16 protein-coding genes are annotated in these 17,382 nt (G+C 51.2%); 6 read left to right on the forward strand and 10 right to left on the reverse strand.

What is annotated here, in order from left to right; all coding sequences use genetic code 11:
* Positions 1 to 250: 250 nt before the first annotated feature.
* Positions 251 to 1,162, forward strand: coding sequence for a TFIIB-type zinc ribbon-containing protein (locus tag VGS11_04185; GenBank protein ID HEV2119288.1), 912 nt, complete (start codon positions 251 to 253; stop codon positions 1,160 to 1,162).
* Between the two features lie 115 nt (positions 1,163 to 1,277).
* Here VGS11_04185 and VGS11_04190 read toward each other — a convergent pair whose 3' ends face one another.
* Together VGS11_04190 and VGS11_04195 are read right to left on the reverse strand one after the other, a co-directional pair.
* Positions 1,278 to 1,895, reverse strand: coding sequence for a HEPN domain-containing protein (locus tag VGS11_04190; GenBank protein HEV2119289.1), 618 nt, complete (start codon positions 1,893 to 1,895; stop codon positions 1,278 to 1,280).
* Between the two features lie 193 nt (positions 1,896 to 2,088).
* A complete protein-coding gene (locus VGS11_04195) occupies positions 2,089 to 3,006 on the reverse strand; it encodes a hypothetical protein (GenBank protein HEV2119290.1) in 918 nt (305 codons plus the stop codon).
* A 306-nt stretch (positions 3,007 to 3,312) separates the two neighbouring features.
* Here VGS11_04195 and VGS11_04200 point away from each other — a divergent pair, with 306 nt between their 5' ends.
* Together VGS11_04200 and VGS11_04205 are read left to right on the forward strand one after the other, a co-directional pair.
* Positions 3,313 to 4,719: a hypothetical protein gene (locus VGS11_04200; protein HEV2119291.1), complete on the forward strand. Its 1,407-nt coding sequence runs from the start codon at positions 3,313 to 3,315 to the stop codon at positions 4,717 to 4,719.
* Positions 4,716 to 5,228 carry a hypothetical protein gene (locus VGS11_04205; protein HEV2119292.1) on the forward strand — a complete coding sequence of 171 codons (513 nt, stop codon included), beginning with the start codon at positions 4,716 to 4,718 and terminating at the stop codon, positions 5,226 to 5,228. Before VGS11_04200 ends, VGS11_04205 begins: the two co-directional genes overlap by 4 nt.
* A gap of 133 nt (positions 5,229 to 5,361) precedes the next feature.
* On the opposite strand, the gene VGS11_04210 is transcribed toward VGS11_04205, so the two are convergent.
* Genes VGS11_04210 through VGS11_04225 form a run of 4 tightly spaced genes read right to left on the reverse strand, consistent with a single transcriptional unit; the run spans position 5,362 to position 8,193 of the window.
* Entirely contained in the window at positions 5,362 to 6,162 is an 801-nt protein-coding gene (locus tag VGS11_04210; protein HEV2119293.1) for a TIR domain-containing protein, read from the reverse strand.
* Positions 6,155 to 7,549 carry a ThiF family adenylyltransferase gene (locus VGS11_04215; GenBank protein HEV2119294.1) on the reverse strand — a complete coding sequence of 465 codons (1,395 nt, stop codon included), beginning with the start codon at positions 7,547 to 7,549 and terminating at the stop codon, positions 6,155 to 6,157. Before VGS11_04215 ends, VGS11_04210 begins: the two co-directional genes overlap by 8 nt.
* Complete coding sequence (locus VGS11_04220; protein HEV2119295.1) at positions 7,542 to 7,967, reverse strand: E2/UBC family protein; 426 nt, start codon at positions 7,965 to 7,967, stop codon at positions 7,542 to 7,544. The genes VGS11_04215 and VGS11_04220 overlap by 8 nt, the downstream gene beginning before the upstream one ends.
* Positions 7,936 to 8,193 carry a multiubiquitin domain-containing protein gene (locus VGS11_04225; protein HEV2119296.1) on the reverse strand — a complete coding sequence of 86 codons (258 nt, stop codon included), beginning with the start codon at positions 8,191 to 8,193 and terminating at the stop codon, positions 7,936 to 7,938. Before VGS11_04225 ends, VGS11_04220 begins: the two co-directional genes overlap by 32 nt.
* 83 nt (positions 8,194 to 8,276) lie before the next feature.
* On the opposite strand from VGS11_04225, the gene VGS11_04230 reads away from it, so the two are divergent.
* Positions 8,277 to 9,026, forward strand: coding sequence for a DUF6293 family protein (locus VGS11_04230; GenBank protein ID HEV2119297.1), 750 nt, complete (start codon positions 8,277 to 8,279; stop codon positions 9,024 to 9,026).
* Positions 9,027 to 9,246: 220 nt separating this feature from the next.
* On the opposite strand, the gene VGS11_04235 is transcribed toward VGS11_04230, so the two are convergent.
* Both VGS11_04235 and VGS11_04240 read right to left on the reverse strand, forming a co-directional pair.
* Positions 9,247 to 11,151 carry a DUF2075 domain-containing protein gene (locus tag VGS11_04235; protein ID HEV2119298.1) on the reverse strand — a complete coding sequence of 635 codons (1,905 nt, stop codon included), beginning with the start codon at positions 11,149 to 11,151 and terminating at the stop codon, positions 9,247 to 9,249.
* Positions 11,148 to 11,519 (reverse strand): nucleotide pyrophosphohydrolase, encoded by a 372-nt coding sequence (locus VGS11_04240; GenBank protein HEV2119299.1) that lies wholly within the window; start codon positions 11,517 to 11,519, stop codon positions 11,148 to 11,150. The genes VGS11_04235 and VGS11_04240 overlap by 4 nt, the downstream gene beginning before the upstream one ends.
* A gap of 339 nt (positions 11,520 to 11,858) precedes the next feature.
* Here VGS11_04240 and VGS11_04245 point away from each other — a divergent pair, with 339 nt between their 5' ends.
* Positions 11,859 to 12,389, forward strand: a complete 531-nt coding sequence (locus VGS11_04245) for a hypothetical protein (GenBank protein HEV2119300.1) — start codon at positions 11,859 to 11,861, stop codon at positions 12,387 to 12,389.
* A 90-nt stretch (positions 12,390 to 12,479) separates the two neighbouring features.
* Positions 12,480 to 13,199, forward strand: a complete 720-nt coding sequence (locus VGS11_04250) for a hypothetical protein (GenBank protein HEV2119301.1) — start codon at positions 12,480 to 12,482, stop codon at positions 13,197 to 13,199.
* 146 nt (positions 13,200 to 13,345) lie between these two features.
* On the opposite strand, the gene VGS11_04255 is transcribed toward VGS11_04250, so the two are convergent.
* Together VGS11_04255 and VGS11_04260 are read right to left on the reverse strand one after the other, a co-directional pair.
* Positions 13,346 to 14,479 carry a hypothetical protein gene (locus VGS11_04255; GenBank protein HEV2119302.1) on the reverse strand — a complete coding sequence of 378 codons (1,134 nt, stop codon included), beginning with the start codon at positions 14,477 to 14,479 and terminating at the stop codon, positions 13,346 to 13,348.
* A gap of 80 nt (positions 14,480 to 14,559) precedes the next feature.
* Positions 14,560 to 17,364 (reverse strand): AAA family ATPase, encoded by a 2,805-nt coding sequence (locus VGS11_04260; GenBank protein HEV2119303.1) that lies wholly within the window; start codon positions 17,362 to 17,364, stop codon positions 14,560 to 14,562.
* Positions 17,365 to 17,382: the final 18 nt, after the last annotated feature.

The raw sequence follows: 17,382 nt of genomic DNA on the forward strand, positions 1-17,382 counted from the left end.
GCCTTCCCTCGGTGCTCGGTCTGAGTCCCCAGCCACTCCTCATAGGTATCACCCGGCAGTCTCGTCTTTTCCTTGTCGGATGATTCTCTCATTGAGTTCAGTATTGCGGCGGGCCTGCTCCCGCATAAGCTAGCGTCTGACAATGAGACACGAGCCCGTCCTTTATATACCAGGGTAGCTCTCAAGGTCCTGAAGTACAGGATACTTCTGATTGTGATCCAAAATAGAGTCCAGCACTAACTTTTCGCGACTGCTTAAGCAGGAAAGGAGTACGAACAAATGCCCACGTTGCGGCAAGGGCAACATGGTGACCGACGGCACTGGGTCAGAGCTCTACTGCGCCGACTGCGGGCTGGTCATCAAGGAGAAGATTGTGGACATGGGACCGGAATGGAGGTCCTTCTCCGGCGACGACAAGGGGGACCGCAGCAGGACTGGAATCCCGACGTCGATAGCCATGCACGACATGGGGCTGGCCACGGTCATAGGGACCCTCAACAAGGACGCGACAGGCAGGTCGCTGTCCGGGTCGATGAAGTCGACGGTCGAAAGGCTGAGGACATGGGACAGGAGGAGCCAGGTCCACGCGTCCGCAGACAGGAACCTCCGCCAGGCGTTCAGCGAGCTTCGAAGGCTTGCGGACAAGCTTACAGTATCAGAGGCTGTTACCGAGAAGGCAGCTTATTTCTACAGGAAGGCCCTGGAGAGGAACCTGGTCAGGGGAAGGTCGATTTCGGCGATGATGGCGGCTTCACTTTATGCGGCCTGCAGGGACGGCGAAATCCCGAGGACGCTGAAGGACGTAGCCGCGGTGAGCAACGTCAAGAAGAAGGACCTCGCAAGGTCGTACAGGCTAATGCACAGGGAGATGGACTTCCAGATGCCGGTGGCCGATGCGTCGAGGTGCGTGTCCGGGATTGCTTCGAGGGCGAAGATGTCTGAAAAGACGCAGAGAAGGGCGCGGGAGATTCTGTTCAGAGCCAAGCAGACGGGAATTTCGGCTGGGAAGGATCCGATGGGGCTGGCGGCCTCGGCTCTGTACGTCGCCTGTACGCTAGAGGGCGAAGACAAGACCCAGAAGGACGTGGCGGAAGCTGCGAGGGTGACAGAAGTCACGATCAGGAATAGGTACAAAGGTCTAAGAGAAGCCCTGGGTATCTGAGACCAAAACTTAGGGCGTTACGACTACACGTCTACCAACCATTGAACAATCGCGAGAAAAGGATTCTGAGCGTCGCGAATTCGGTATTAAGGACCACGGAAGCGACTCCGATGGCCTACCAAGGAGCTACCTGCGTCACCTGCCTTATTTCCGTGCCAACTTTCTCGTCAAGCTTCTGGGCGAGGATTCCTACGAACCTCCTCGCCGCTACGACTCTCCTTTTCGTAACCCTTGCCTCCTCTCCGTGAGCTATGTCGTTTCTGAGTTTGACCAATTCGGTCAGGCGACGTTTGACCGCTTCGTTCTTGCTCCTTTGCCAGCTCATCCCGTCTAGGAAATCTGGCATTCCCAGAGTGTTGAACAGTTTGGTAATGGCATCGATTGTGGGGTTTCGAAACCTGTCATGAGCCTCATCGATTAATGTGTCCAAATTCCTGACTCGGTTCATGAGAAGGATACTAGCTGCCTCTCCATGAAGATCCTCCAAGAAACCTTCGAGGTGAGCTGTTAGAAGCACGATTGCAGCTCTGTTGATGGCGTCTACCTCCGCTGGGCGTCCCGGCCCAGCGGGCCTAACGAGCGCCAAAGCAACCTGAGCCAGTTGCGCGAGCCCTGTTCCGCCTGCCGCAGCTGCATTGACGTGGCTGGATCTGACAACGCTCTCGTGGGCCCTCAAGAGCTGGTCGACGTCTCTGTCCCGCTGTAGGAAATCCCTGTAGGCTCGAGAAGGCATTCGGAGGTGAAGGCCATTGAATCGAGCGTCACTTAAGTCTGAATCTCCCATCACAGTCAGGATTGTTGCATCTTACCTTTCGGTCAGACGAAAGAGGGTGCCGTGGCCTTTTCCAGTAGAGGTGGAATGAACCCCATACGTGGCGAAAAGATCTTGGGACTCTGGCTCCTATCCTGACCGAGCATTCAATTGCTTATTGCGACGCCCAGTCAGAGAGCATCATCTCATTTGTATCGATTCTGAAGTAGAAAACGAGGGACATTACTAGCAATGTATCAGTCATACCACTTTGCGTAGTGATCAGGAGCCATCCGAAGTAACCAATGTTTTGAGCCGTCAAGCCCAAAAGTGCCAATGAGGCCATCGAAAGAACGAATAGCAATATTGTTCTCTTGTTTCGGCGCCCCGTATCTACAACCATCACTAGTAACGCGAGAACGGCCCAGGGTTGAGTCGCCTTGAGCTTGCTGGACCACACACTTTCGTGTTTACCTTCGACTTTTTTCCGCCGTAGTCGACGCGAGTATAAGGACGGTGATATCTTTATCACGATTGTCAGACAAGACGCGAGGAGGATAATCGGGTAGGAAAATACAAGGAAGAAGGCCGTGATTGGAAGGCTCTCGAACGGATATATTCCTGTCTCGTATATTGTCAAAATAATGAAGAATATGATCGGGAAGAGGAATCCCGAGATTTGTCCCACTCCGACATACATCCTTGAGAAGTTATCCATTGTTATTCCTCTGGTCCCCGCACCTCTCGCCAATAGTTCAATGAGTATCCACACCGATAATGTACTCAAGACAACCAGGCCGAAGGTACCAACACTGTAAGCGGGCCATCCAAGGATCAGAGTGTAGGTGGTTACGTTGGAAGTAATGAAGAAGGCCCAACTTCGAATTCGTTTTATGCCTGCGGCGTTATGAGAGGAGGCAACCACGTGAACGACAGCGGGTACGAGGATACAACAGAAGATTACGAGTATGACTGAATAGAACACGCCTGGTTCGTTTGTTGCCCTTGTGTAGAGTAGTCCCAAGGGGATGAGGGAAAGGAGAAGGGCCAACAAGAACAGAAAGAAATTGTCTATGCTCTTCCAATCAATCAATGGAATCTGGCCGTAGGTGCCATTCTCCTCTTCTTAATCTCCCGCTCGCCGTGATAAATCCAGACTACATCAAATATCCAAAATCAAGCCCCGAGCAAATTGTACCGTCGTGTTGCGAGAGCCGTATGAATAGACATTGGATGGGTTCGAGAGGAATACGTGAATTATCTGTGAAGCCGAGGGGTTTTCTCTCCCGTCCGAGCCGAATCGTCTACTTTCCTAACATCCAAGCTTAGATCGACCCAAAGAATCTCTATATCTTTTAGAATGCGGACGTCAAACGCATGGCAATTGTCAATAACAGACGTGGTAACGTCATGGCTCTTAGGTACCCCAACTCCACCGTTCCTCATACTTTCGATTGCAATCGGGTACACCATTCTTTTCTTCTATTTCTACGATACAAAGTTTTGGGACAAATCTGGTTTTGGGGAACGTCTGATCTTTGGATTCCTTTTTGGAGTTCCAATTTCACTTTTCGGTTGGATTCTCGATCTCCTAATTTGGACTTTTCTAGATCATGTCGGCATAACGTATGACTTCAGCGCTGGTTTGTATCTGTTCGGGGCTGCGGCTTTCGTGCTTCTTGCGAGATGGAGACTAAATGAAAAACACTCATTAAGTTCATTCGGAATCGAGCCTGCCAAAAGACTGCTACAAAATAGACAAATGCGGTTTCCATACCTCATCACCATTTTCAGCGTGTCTCTCCTAATTTCTAATTACATATGGATTGGCAACAAAGCTCCCGATTCTGTAGCCTTTTTGCTGGCACAAGTCGTAGGCTGGGTCTTCCTATCACTACTCGTATATCCAATATTTGTTCTGTTTCCGCTAACCGTGTTGGTTTCACCGCCTGACGCCGGGGAACTCGCATCCATGGTCACCACTTATTCTTGGCCGATTGGCGTCGTAGGGAAACTTCGTTCCCACCATTTTCCTGAAAACAGAACAAACAGGTCCGACCTCTGGTCGCGAATATTGGTTGTCCTGGTGACGGTGTTGCTCGGGTTGTACATCCCGCTATTCGACAGTTCATACGCAGTTTACACGCCTCAAATTCTAAATGTTTCGACCCACTATGACAACACAATTCTGTTTACCTCGGCGTCAAATCTCAGAGGAAATTACACGCTAGTCCTCGTCACTAAGACCTATGTCTTTCTCAATCCAGTGATTCCTTACATGAATATTTCCTTCGCAAATCCCAGCAATTTCAGCACCACTGCTGGTTCGCCCTACCTGGGCTACGTGTCCTTTTATGGGCAGTACAACATCATAGGGTACAAGGCATTTGGTTCCGTGATTGCTTCTTATGTCAAGCGGCCGAGCGGAAACATAACAAATTTCGAGGTTCACCCCAGCGCTTTTGGTCAGTTTACAAAATCAGGAGTCACTCTTAGCTTCTACGACATTGTCACGGGGAAGATCCAGGCTAGCCTAGTCAAGCAATCTGAAACTCTAGCAAATGGCACTATAGTAGAAACAATAGGATTAACGATTGTTAACAAAGTGTCGGACTACCTTCATGTCGTTCACCTTTACCTGCTGAATCTCCAGAAAAACGCTACCTATACAGGATCCTGCAACTGTCCTTCTTCGGTCGACTTCACCAAGATTACGAACTCACCTGAGCTATACGTCAACCTATACGTGCAGCCACACAAAACAATCCTAGCCATTATTACTGTACGGACACCCAAATCGCCATGAAGAAGAACATTAAGCTGGTCGCAGCTATTGCGATAATAATCGTGTTTGCCCTTCCTATCGTGACTATCGGTAGCCGCTTTTACAATGTCGAGATTCTTGCAAGAGGGTATGTCTCTGCGCTCCCATTAACTACGGACAGGCCAGGGTATGGAGGCATATCTACGGTTACATTTTCAGACACGCGTATCGACAATCTAGTTGGCTTGCTCTACTCTTCCTTCTATGCTACATATCCAAAATGGACCAACAATACAGCTTGGGTTCCCCCGCAATTGTTCCCAGCTCACAAGGTCAACTTCACCATAATCGCGACCTTCAAGTCAGTTGGATTTACCGGGGTCTTCAGTTCGCCCGTGTTATCCATCCGCGACACTAAGGAATACAACGTGAATGCAACGATAGCTGCAAACCAAATACCTCCTGGCACCTATTTTGTAGTGGTTTCCCTCCAAATCAATGGAGTGCCGAATCCTCCCCTAGCAAATAACTTCACCCTGACCCTTCCCTAAACTCCGACCCGCGGTCGGACTCGGATACTTGTTAAGTTCCTTTCATTTGGATCGGCTCTAAAGATCCTCAGAGCATTGTGGGCGACTTTCGGCAACATCAACAAAGCAACCTATGCGAGTTGGACAGAGCAGGCTAGATTTCTCCTCTAACATGGGCACGAGCAATAGATTTTGTGAGCTCAATCAGATCAAAGTCTCCAATTGTGTTCCCCACACTAAGCTGGAATTCGGGTTTCCTGGGAAAGCCCTCTGGACGAGGCACCCTTTTCTGGAGAAGCAACATCACCTTCTTCTTGTACTTCTTCGCAAGTTTCAGTTCCCGCCTCATTGCTGCAGGATGATTATGGGCCTTCGAAGTCCATAGGAAGATAACTCCGGAACAGCGGGGGTCCTGCATGGCTGGTTCGATCTTTTCTTCCCAGACTTTCGCACCAATTCGAAGCTCGCCTTCTGCGAGGAATCCAGCATAACCAATCTTCTGCAGGTACCTGTCAAGCTTCGAGGCGAGCTCCTCGTCATCGGGAATCCTGTGGCTCAGAAAGAAGTAGTGCTCGGTCCTAGCCGATGGGTACAGGGATAGCACATTCTGGAAGGGAGGGGGCGGGATGTCCAACTTGGTCGATGTGGACGACCCAATGGTTCTGTAATGTGTGATGAATGAGAAAGTGTTAGTGTAGGGAATCAAGGATAGCTCAGCCAAAAACTGGACGGTCACTCGGATTCTGCCTTTCGGTTCGATAACGACTCGCTTGCGAGTGCGTGCCTCTAATGACCGCAGTCCTCTTTCGGCCTGGAAGATAACCGCTAAGTCCTCCAGAATGAGCTTCGTTCCTGATGTGTTTCTAAGCTCGGCATTTACGCGGCCGGATTCGAGAAAGTGTAGGTCCTGCCTAGGAACTATCCAGCAGCCCTCTAGAACCAGAGGTCTAGGCATCCGGACCAATTGTCTTCAGCGCCTTAGTCTTAGGGAAAGCTATCCTTCGACTGTCTCCCATTCCTCGCCTAGCGTGACACACGCAATCCTGGCGAATATTCGGGCTGTCGCTAATCATGAATTCCGATTTGAGTTCGATTTGCGTTCTGGTCGGATAGTCATCTCCGAAGACGCCGAGGAGTGCGAGGAATTTGTTCACTCCAACGCTCCCGGCGAGACTGGTAATCGAAATTACGCTTGGTTGTTTTTCGGCAGGTTCGTAATATCCCTCACTCACCAATCGCCGCTTCTCTGCCGGTGACATTGATTCTTGAAGAATAGCCATGCCTTCGAGAGTTCCAGTGCACCAGAGGCATGCGTCGTCTGGGGTGACGACCTGTACCTTTACAACGGCCTGACGTATCGCTCGGTGTTCGTAAAGATGAATCCTACACCCAATGTCGACCAGCGGGATGTAATATTGGAGGGCAACGTCGTTCATTAAGGCGCGACTAGTCAGATTATCTGTGCATCCGAAGATTACGTCTGACTCTGCGATTGTCTTCGTGACGTCCTCCTTCGTCACATCTGCCACAACAGCCTCGACTTCGGTATTGGAGAAACTTTCGAGATATTTCTTCAACACTCTCACTTTGCTCTTTCCAACATCCTTCTGGTTCGCGCCATAGACTCTTGAGAGATTGCTTTGGTCTATGCTGTCCATGTCAATCAAAATGAGCTTCTTAATCCCCATCCTGGCGAGCTGAGTGGCAACTGCTGAACCGGTGCCCCCTGCGCCGACAATGACGGCCGTGCTCTGGGCGATTTGGATCTGCACTTTGTTTCCGAGGGCTCTGACCTGCCTATCGACCCGCTCTGATGACGATCCGGCGAAGCCTTTAATCCCGGGGACGTCCAAAGTAGACGTCGTCCTACCATTGACCTTCGCAATGGTTATCGGGCGTAGTTTGTTTTGTTGAAGGATTTCGCCATATAACCCTGCACCGCTGAGGACTAGGCTACCAATCGGCGCACCAGGGAGTATCTCAGCAAGATTCGGGAGCAGCCTAGAATTTGTCTCCTCGTCGATGGGACTAAAGGTAGGGGGATGATCCAAGTTAGGATGAGTGTGGACGAAGAACAAGCCGCATCCTTCTCTTTCGGCAGCCACTGCAGCCTGATTGATAAATGCCGAAGTAGGCCTCAGCGTATGTTCGCCTTGCCGCTCCCAGGATCCCGTCTCTGGCTTGATTATCCCTACGATTGTCGCCACCATGATATCTCCCCTGCCGGCATAACGATGGGCCAAAAGGTAGCATCCGCTCTCCTTGTCTCTGCTGCTCCTTAGATGCCGAATCATTTCGTCAAACAGCTTCCCAGGGAAGATGATCTTGAACAACTTAGTCACCTCTCCCAAGTCTGTGGTCCACATTTGCCATGAAACTGACCACGTTGTCCTCGGAAGGATTCCACGGGCGATTGTTGTAGGGATGGTAGCTGAATCGCCTCCATTGTTGACCGAGGTATGTCTCAATGACATCGGCGTTCTTAGGGATGCCACCTCCCTTGAGTGTCAGACCTTCTTCCACCCAAAACATGTCAAACCCTGCGTTCGGGTAGAACTGGGTCGTGAATATCAACAGCCTCGTCGTGTCCACGGACATCCCACCAAGGTAATAGACGTCGCTTGGAAGGGGATAATTTGCGAACAGGACGTATACCCTTGGCCCCTCTTCTCTGACCTGGTATTCGAAGCCCCTTTCAGCCAAGGTGGAAAGGTCCCGGTTCAGTTCATCAGGAATCAAACTTCCAGCCGTACTGAGCATTGCTTAGAATCGCGTTGAAATGAAGTCCGTTCTCCATCTTGACGGGCTCGCCAGGCTGAATTGGATCGCTCTTTTGTCCGCGGATCAAATAGAGCGAGTATTGACTAGGGTCGTATCCGGCAGCTGTGAGAATCTGCTGCCCTGTAAGGACTTCCTCCTGCACCTTCAACTCCTTCTTGTTCACGAAGATTAAGAAAACCTTGTTCTCCTTCGATTCTGCTGCCATGAGTCTGATAATTCTACAGCCGGTATTTAACGATGTTCAGGCTAACAAGGTTAATAACGACAACAAGCGCCACAATAGCAGCAATGTTGGGGAACCTCAGGATTCATATTACTCCCGTTGGGTACGAATTCCGAAGAGTGACGGAACCGCTCGTCAGAATGCAGGCGGACAAGGTGTACCTGGTGACTTATCGCACGGATGATTCAGCCAAAAAGTACTTCGCCTCAGTCAAGAAGGAGCTTTTGCAGAATTACAAACACATCCAAGTAGAGGAGGTATTCGTCGACATCTGGGACCTTTACGAGTGCCTTGAGAGATTTCGGAGCATCGTGACTCAGGAGCGAGCGGCAGGGAACTTCGTGTACATCAACGTCTCGACTGGAACCAAGGTAACCGCTATGGCCGGGATGCTCGCTTGTATGCTCTGGGGAGCATCTCCCTACTACGCACCAGTATCTTACCCATCTGCTAGGACGTTAGACGTTCCGCCTACTGAGCACGTCGAAGACCCCGAGACCTTCCCTGTGTATGAAATCAGGAAGCCGAGACCCGACCAGCTGAAGGTTCTCGGGATGCTCAAAGCTAACTCGGGGAAGATGAGGAAGGCAAAGCTCATCGAGGAGTTGGAGTCGGCCAGGATCATCGGGCTGAGAGACGAGACGAAGATATCCTTGAGCGCGTCTGCGAAACACAGCCAGCTGCGTGCGATACTCAATCCGATGGAGAGAGAATGGAACTTCATTGTAGTTGAATCGAGCGGAAGAAGGAGTGATGTGTTCCTGACTGAGAAGGGAGAAACAGCTTTGAAAATCTTTGGGGCTTCAACTGCGTAGCTTTACGAGCCGTTTGGCCTTCTTGTCTGTTCAATTCGGCTTGATCCGTCTTCGATTGCGTTTGATACCTATGTTTTGCCAGTGCTGCGGAAGTCCAGTTACTAGCCCTAAATTATGAAACGGGCCAAAGAATTCGCCAAACTATCGCTGAGGATATTGACGCCGACTCAAGAGTCTGCACAACTCATCCCTATCCCAATCGAGTTGCCAATTGCGTTCCTTACTTTTGCAAAGCTGATGGCCCTCGATGGAGCAAGCCTTGGTCGATTCGGGACCTGAAATAATCCTCCGTATTCTTGTCCATAAAGCACACGTAACAGCCAAGCATCCCTCTGGTCATCAACACTCTGTATGCATTTCTGACGTAGAGGAGGAAGTTCTCTTTGTCCCTTTTTACGGAGCCATCTGCAGAGTTCTTAGGCTCTCCTACCCATATCCTTCGGGCGGAATCAAACAATAAGTCTTTTCCGAAGACGACTCCGACATAATCAAACTCAAAGCCTTGAATCGTGTAGATGCTTCCCATCTGATCCACCCCATTCGGGTCGAAGGCCCAAAATTTTGCTCTTGGGATTCCTGGGGCGACACGGCTCGCCTCATTCTTGGCTTCCCAAGTCATTCTGAATTCCCCAATCACGACGTCCTCTTTGAGAGTGCCATCAGGATTGGGGTCGCTCCAAGGCCAACAGAAGCCCGCTACCATTCGTGCAGAGTTGGGCTTCTCGTCATTCTTCGCCCGAATCGCTTCGTAGAGCGAAAGGGGGTTGTCAAAAATCCGGAAATCCATCTTCTCACTCGGCGTTAGCATTTTGTTTGGCGTTTCACGGACACCCAAGGTATTATCCAACCAGTTGAGATACCCATCCGAACCGCTGCAACGGAACTGGGTCTTCAACTCGAACTCATAGAAATCAGCTCCAAACTTCCTGGCGGTGTCTTTGATTAGCTGTGTACTTCCGATTTCAAATGGTCTTACAACTTGATAATTATCAATAAAGAAGACCGAGAGTTTTGCGCTGCCGATGAGCTCATCGACTTGCGGTTTCTCTGACCGTTCATCTCTCTTCGTGTATCTGTCATTACTTGTTCTCCGTATTCTATGGGCTTCATCGCATACTAAGACGTCGATTTCGTTCTCTCCTGTGTTGGAGAAGCTGTTGAAGTACTTGAAGAGGGTTCCCGCCCGTTGGCCAAGGATCTTACGAAGGGTGCTGGTAAAGGCCGCTGATCCTGTTGCGTGAAAGACTTTGATGCCTTTCGACCCCAATTCTGCCACCGCATTTAGTGCAATTAGAGACTTGCCCGTCCCTGGTCCGCCCTGGACAACTATGACGGTCTTCTTCCCAAGTCGTGCAGATTTCTTCGCTCTGTCGATTATTGTGTTGTACGCCGTTATTTGGTCTTCCACTAGGTGAAATGCGTTCTGGCCTTCTATCATCCTTCTCGCATGTTCAAGGAGCTTCTTTGAAGGTCCCACCGAACTGTTAGTGAACCGATTGAAGACCTCAAGTCCGTGCCCAGAGGCTAATTTGAATTTCAACAGTTCGGCTAGCTTCGTCACGTCTTCTTTCGCGAACAAAGGGTATCTCTCCAAAATGTCCTGAAAATTGGGGCCGAAGAGTACATCGGAAGTCTTAGAGTAATTGTGGCAGTAGGCCACGGAGGTGAGGTTTAGCGGTGGGTTATCCTCAAAGACCCGTAGATAGTCTCGCAAATACCCATCATATCCTTTGGCTTGGAAAGACGGATGAGCTTCAGATCGATCGGCACCTCCAACAAACGTCACAACATTATCTTGTATTTCAGATTCCGTTACCTTCGTCCACTGTTTGAGCTCAATCAAAACGACATTGTCTGCTTGGTTGCTTCCCCGGCCGAAGAGCATACAATCGATTCTCATGCTCGAGTATGGAGGAATGTATTCGACAATAATCTGGTTGTCATTCAGAGATGCCAGCTCAACGAGATTCTTGACAAATTGTAGCGAGTTTGTCCACGAAGCGACTTCTGAAGGGTTTGCTACCCTATAGAAGTAATCCTCGTACGCTCTCCTTAGTTCATCAGTGAGTTTGTTCTCAAGAATGTCCCGAACGAATTCATGGGTAGTTCCAGAATAGAGCTTCAAGCGGTCAACTCATCATATTTCTTATTTGATCCTTTTGCGGTTTTTATTGGGTACCTAGTTTCGTTCTTCTCGATCTTCTTCTGCAGTTCAGTGGAAAGGTCGAAGTCATAACGTTGGGCCAATCTGAGAAGGAAGTATAGCGTATCAGCTATCTCCTCGCCGATTGCAAGCCTGGCTTTTGGAGATTTCAGCAACGAATCGATCTCTTTGTCTGACTTGAACCTAAAGCGCTGCAACAATTCTGAACTCTCCGTCACAACTCCGATGGCCAGATCCTTTGCGTTGTGGTATTTGTCCCAGTCTCTATCATCGGAGAATTTCTTTACCATCAATTTTAGCTGCTCGACTTCCGTAACAGAGTCCTTCACATCCCAAAGTCTTCACCCTCGAATTCATAAACTCCGTGCTTGAGTTGATACACGATGGCTAAACAATCTCCAATCGAAAGTTCCAAGAAATCATTCGGATTCGATGTCCTTCTGACTTGTCTTAGCCTCAGATCGAAAAAGTATGTTCTATTTCCGATAGCAACAATCGGGAGGTTTTTGGATCTTCGCATGCGCAACTAATCTTTGGGCTTTGATAACGACCACTCTGGCCCAGAAAATACCCCATCCTTGCGAGGGTTGACCCTGAGCAACTACGCGTGAATTGGCGGATTGCCGCACACTGCATAAATATGGCCAGGACCAACGCGAACACAAGATATGAATCGACTACTCGCCTACCTCGGACGAAAGCGAAGGAAGATTTTGATTATCGCTGTCCTCACGCCTGCTTATGCAGGTTTGTTCTTCATGTGGGAGATATTAGGAATGTATACTGACACACAGGCTCTCGCCACGGGTTCCTTCACCTTAATCCTGTTCGAGATCGGGGCAGCTTTTTCTCTTGGGATTGGAACACTTGGAGTCAACAATCCCAACTTCACTGGGCGCCAACTCTCATTCCAGAGTCCTCCGTTACGATTCTTTGGCGGCGGATTCCTAATGATGTGGAACATATTCGTCCCTCAATACTACGCTATTCCTGAATCAACTGCTTCCTTAGTCACTCGCTTATGGTTCAATACAGAACTTGGGCTAGGAGCGATAGGCCTGTTCTTGTTTCTGAGTGGGTTCCTTCAAATATTCATTAACATGGTGAAAGGCAAAATCGATCCCGCAAACAAAGCTCCAACTTTTCTTAGTGATCAGCTTCCGTACAGGTTGTTTCCTTACCTGTTACGTAGTCGTTAAGGCACCTGGTCTTGCATGTATCATAGCCATTTCGACTACGAGTTCAGAAATAAGTAATATAGTAGAACATCATACAACGAACTCTCGGATTTGCCCAGAGAAGTTGATGAAAACAAGATGCTCGGTTACGTCCTTCTCTTCGTCATTGGTCTGATAGTACTTGTGAGTGGCCTGTCGAGTCTTCCCAACGGCTGGGCATCCGCCCTCCTAGGTATTGGGTTATCAGCAGTTGGAGCATTTGAAGTAAGGATCACTTACAACCGAATTCAGGGTGAGAACAAAAGCATCAAGGCTACCCAATCTGGAAGCAGGAATATTCAGACAAACCAGACAAATCCCAATAATTCACCAGTCATAAATAAGGCTGATACAGTGATCTTTTCCAGTCCACAGACCGTTTCACAAGAGGAGTTTCATCGAAAAAGGGAAAAGACAAGCAATCGACAATTAAGACCTGAAGTCGAATCAATAAGTGACGGGCATATTCACTTTGAAGATTTTCAAGATTTTCGCGCAGAACTAAACAAGGGTGACACGATCAAAATTCATGTAGAATCGGAAGATCCAGTTTCGGTCCAAATAATGAGTGAAGACGATTTTGATTCTTTCGACCCCGATGTTGAAGGCAATGATAATTACTGGGAGTCGCCTAGGACGACCAATTACGATTACTCTTGGACATCAAAATACGATGAGAATGTCGTGATAGTAATCATCGACGAAATGGAGCAAGACCCCGATTATGAGGATGACGAAGAGACAGAGGCAACTCTTAGGATCGACGTTATTCGAAAGATCCCCAGGGGTTAGAACCTTCGCAAAGTCAATTCTAAGGGCCCCCCGAAAGCAGGTCGGTCCTTAGCCGGATCTCCTAAGGGTTACCTAGGGCCCAATCAGGAATTGATCTCCTGCCAACTCACGATCAAAAACAATCCACAACCGGAGCTCCAACGAGATCAAGAGATCGGGAACGAGGAGACGCCCTGGATTCTGTCTACCCCCTCAAGCATCCTATTCCAAGAATCTCCTCTGTCTTCACTGGCATACACTTCGCCAGTCGTAGTTCCGAAATACACACCGCGAGCCCCTGAAGCCATCGCGTCCCTGAGCACACAGGTGTGAACGCCGCTCGGGAGGCCAGAAGTGAGCTTCTTCCAGCCCTTCCCATCATCATCAGTCCTGAGGACCGCGAGCTGTCCCCTTATGCAGGAGTTGTGCTTCGTGCAGCCTCCGTTCTCTGGACCCTGGTAAGCCGGGACCGTGTACGCCCTCCTTCGACCATTCTCTACGATGACCATCGGGAACCCATGTCTGGCCTTGGGCTGGGGGCTCACGTCCTTCCAATGGTCGCCGGCGTCCCGAGAAAGAAAGACTCCACAGTGGTTCTGCTGAAACGCGACTTCCGGGTCGACCTTCGAGAGTTCGAGCTTGTGGGTGCAGGCATGTACCTGTTTGAGATGTTCCTCCATCTTTGCCTCCCTGTCGGGCTTTGGTATCGCTGGCGCGTTTTCGCCTGCGCCGATTGGGCATCCATCCATGACCCCATCTTGAAGGCGCTTCCATGTGGCCCCTCCATCATCGCTCCTGTAGGGGCCGTTCCCAGACGCCACGATGAAGATCCGCTTACGGTTTCTCGGGTCCACCCTGATGGTGTGGATGCAGAGGCCCGTCGTGCCGAAACCCCAATCGACCCCCCAATCCTTCCTGCCCGGGGCGGTGAACAGGCCCCCGACCTCCTCCCAGGAATCGCCTCCGCTATCTGACCTGAAAAGATGACCATACTGCGTTCCAGCGTAGAGCGTACCTCGCTTTTTGGGGTCGAGCTCGATTGTCCATACCTTCTTCACATGCAGGCCCTTGTTTGCCGGCGTCCACTTCTTCCCCAGGTTGTCAGAGACGAAGACGCCTTCGGTGTGGGTCGCTGCATACAGTCGGCCCTGCTTTGAATCGTAAGTCATCGAGTTGACGCTCTCTCCCTTGAGCATCGGTCCGGACTTTCGCCATTTCTTGGCTCCCTCTTCCGCCGTGAGAAGATAGGCCCCGGATTCTGTGCTGACGGCTACGGCATGCCCCTTGGTCCGGGTCGGCATCGCATACTGTACAGTGACATTTGCTATAAAACGATTGGTACCATAAGGTTGCAGGTTGAAGCATGACCCTTCCCAAGCACTCAGGTCACAGGAATGGCCGCCGCGGCAGACTTCATCCTTTCAACGTAGGGGTCTGATTTCATGCGGGTAAATATTTCGAGAGCCTCGGCAAAGGCCTTCTTCGCCTTATCAGGATGTCCGTTCCCCAGACAGGCCGTGCCATACTCCATTAGCATCCTCGCGGTATAGAAAACAGGATTCGCCTTTCTCGCATGTTCAACTGCCTTCTCGTAGGCGGCTTCTGCCTCAGGAAACTTCTTCTCGGCCAACAGCATTGCGCCTTCGGTTGCGCTGGCCAACCCCACAACCTGGTCTGAAGGGACTGTCGCAGAAAGTTCTTTTGCTTCACGTAACGTCTGCCGAGCCGCCTCCATCTCTCCAAGCTTTACCGATGCCATCTCGCCATACCAGAGGGCCCCCGAAATGTATCCAGCATAGGTGAATGTCTTGAAGAGGTCCTTTTCATGGGCGTTCTTCATGAACGCGTTCAGGTTCTCCTTCGCCTTCCCAAAGTCCCCAGACTCCAGATAGAGGACCCCGAGGTCGCTATAGGCCCTGAGAAACTCTTGGAAGTCCTGGCCACCTTCGAGTATCCCCTGATATCTGAGGAGGTATTCTTCTGATTCTTTGAAGCGTCCCTGATACAGCAAGAGCTCTCCCATGCTGGACAAAGCCGCTCTTCTGTTACTCTGACTTGCCGATGGGTCTGAAAGGAATTCCTGGAAGATTTGTTTCGCCCGCTCCACGTCCCCATTAATCCCACTGGAGTCGCCAACTAGCAGTTTGGCGTACTCTATGTACGGCTTGTAGCCGATTTTCTCGAAGTAGGAAAGCGCATCGTTGGAATACTTCAGGGTGTCCTGAATGTTCTGGCTGTCCACCGTCAGATTGTTGTACGATCTGATTATGACGTCGTAATAGTTGTGCTCCAGACCTATCTGCAGGGCCCTCCGCATGTTTCGGAACTTAGCCTCCCGCTCTGAGGCAGGCGCAAGTATGGCCAGCGTAAGGAGGGAGTGGGCCTCGACCTCGGGGAGTTTCAGCTTCTCGGCAAGGGCACGCGACTTCGTAGCAAGCTCCTGCGATTCGGAGAGCTTCCCGATTATGAAATAGAACCTCGCCAGGGCGTGGTCAAAATACGCCACCTCCGCCGTTTCTCCCGCGTCTGCCAGGAGGGCCTTGGCCTTATCGAAGTACTGGGTGGGAGCGCTGACGTTCTCCCTATTCATGTCAAAGACCCAGAACGCCAATTTCCTGTAGATCACGGCCGCCCGCTCCTTCTCGCCCGCCTTTACAGCAAGCCGGGCCGCCTCGTCCAGATGCTTGGCGTAGTCCGGGCGGCCGGCGTACCTGCTCGCCTCCCCTAGCTTCTCAAGGACCCTGCTCCGCATCGAAACATCGGGGGAGTCTTCGAGGGCCTCCAACGCGATTCTCAGATAGTTGATTGCCTCTCCGTGGGCGTAGACTCCCGAGGCCCTGTCGGCGGCCTTCAACGCGTAGTCGAGGCACTTGACCGGGTCGTTGCCTTTCAGATAGTGAAAGACCAGTACGCCGTAGACATCCTCCAGTCTGTTCTTGTAAATCTCTTCGATACCATGCGCCGCCTTGAGGTGGTACCTGCTCCGCCTCAGGACAGTCATCTCATCATAGATGGCGTCGCGTATCCTCGTGTCGGTGAAGGTGAACCCCGGTCGCCCCCCGGCCATCTTTGTCTCCCTTATCAGCCGGGTCTTGAGTATCCGGTCCATCACGTCGACCAGCCGCTCCTCCTCCATCCCTGTCACCGCCTTCAGAAGCGCGAACGAGAACTCCTTCGACTCCGAGCTCGTCACCGATGCCACCGAGAGGACCGTAAGGCTCTCCTCGTCGAGATTGCTGAGCCTCTGTTTAATGACCGTTCTGACTCCGCTTGGGATTTCAATCTCGGATATCGGCTTCCTGTCCCAGCCCGTCGCCGTGCGGAAGAGGACCCCCTGCTCGACCAAGGACCTGACCAGCTCCTCGATGAAGAACGGGTTGCCTCCCGTCTTGGAGAACACGAGGTCCCTGAACTCGGCGTCCACCGACTTCTGGCCAAGTATCTCTCCGATCATCAGCGCAGTGTCTTCAGGCCCGAACCCCTTCAGGCCCAGCGACTCCCCCAGTTTCTCCCTCTTCACCTCGTAGAGGAACTCGAAGAGCTCCGAGTCTTCCTCGACTTCGACGTCCCTGTAGATGCCGAGCAACATTATCCGGTGGCTCGCGGTCTGCCTTGCTACCGCCTTGAGGAGGTCCAGGGAGCCGGCGTCAGCCCAGTTCATGTCGTCGATGACCAGGAGGACCGGGCCCTCCTTGGAGATGTTGACCACCAGCTGGGATATGCCGTCTATGAACCTGAGGCGGTCCTGGTCTACAGAGCCGACGCTGATGGAGTTTACAGGGCCCAGGGACGTGGTCATCTCCGGGACGAGCTTCGCGACCTCGGCCCCATAGTTGCCGATCACCTTGTACTGGAGTTGCTGTGGGCTGCTCCGCAAATATTCCCTGATCTGCTCTATCCAGGGCGCGTAGGGGATCTTCCCTTCTCGCCTGGAGCACCTTCCGTGGAGCGTGGTGATGTGCATGCCGCGGGAATAGCCGAGCAGTTCCTCCGCCAGCCGTGTCTTGCCGACGCCTGCCTCCCCCGCGACCAGGACAAGGTTCCCTTCCCCTTTGACCGCTGCCCTCTCGACGGTCGTCTTGAGCCAGTCGAGTTCGGTGACCCTGTCCACTAGGGGGATGACCTTCTTCGCTTCGCCGCTTATCGCCTCCTTCTCCCAGGGGAGGACGATCCTGAAAACTTCCATGGGGACCTGGACGTTCTT

The sequence above is a fragment of the Candidatus Bathyarchaeia archaeon genome, from assembly GCA_035935655.1.
Taxonomy (GTDB): domain Archaea; phylum Thermoproteota; class Bathyarchaeia; order 40CM-2-53-6; family 40CM-2-53-6; genus 40CM-2-53-6.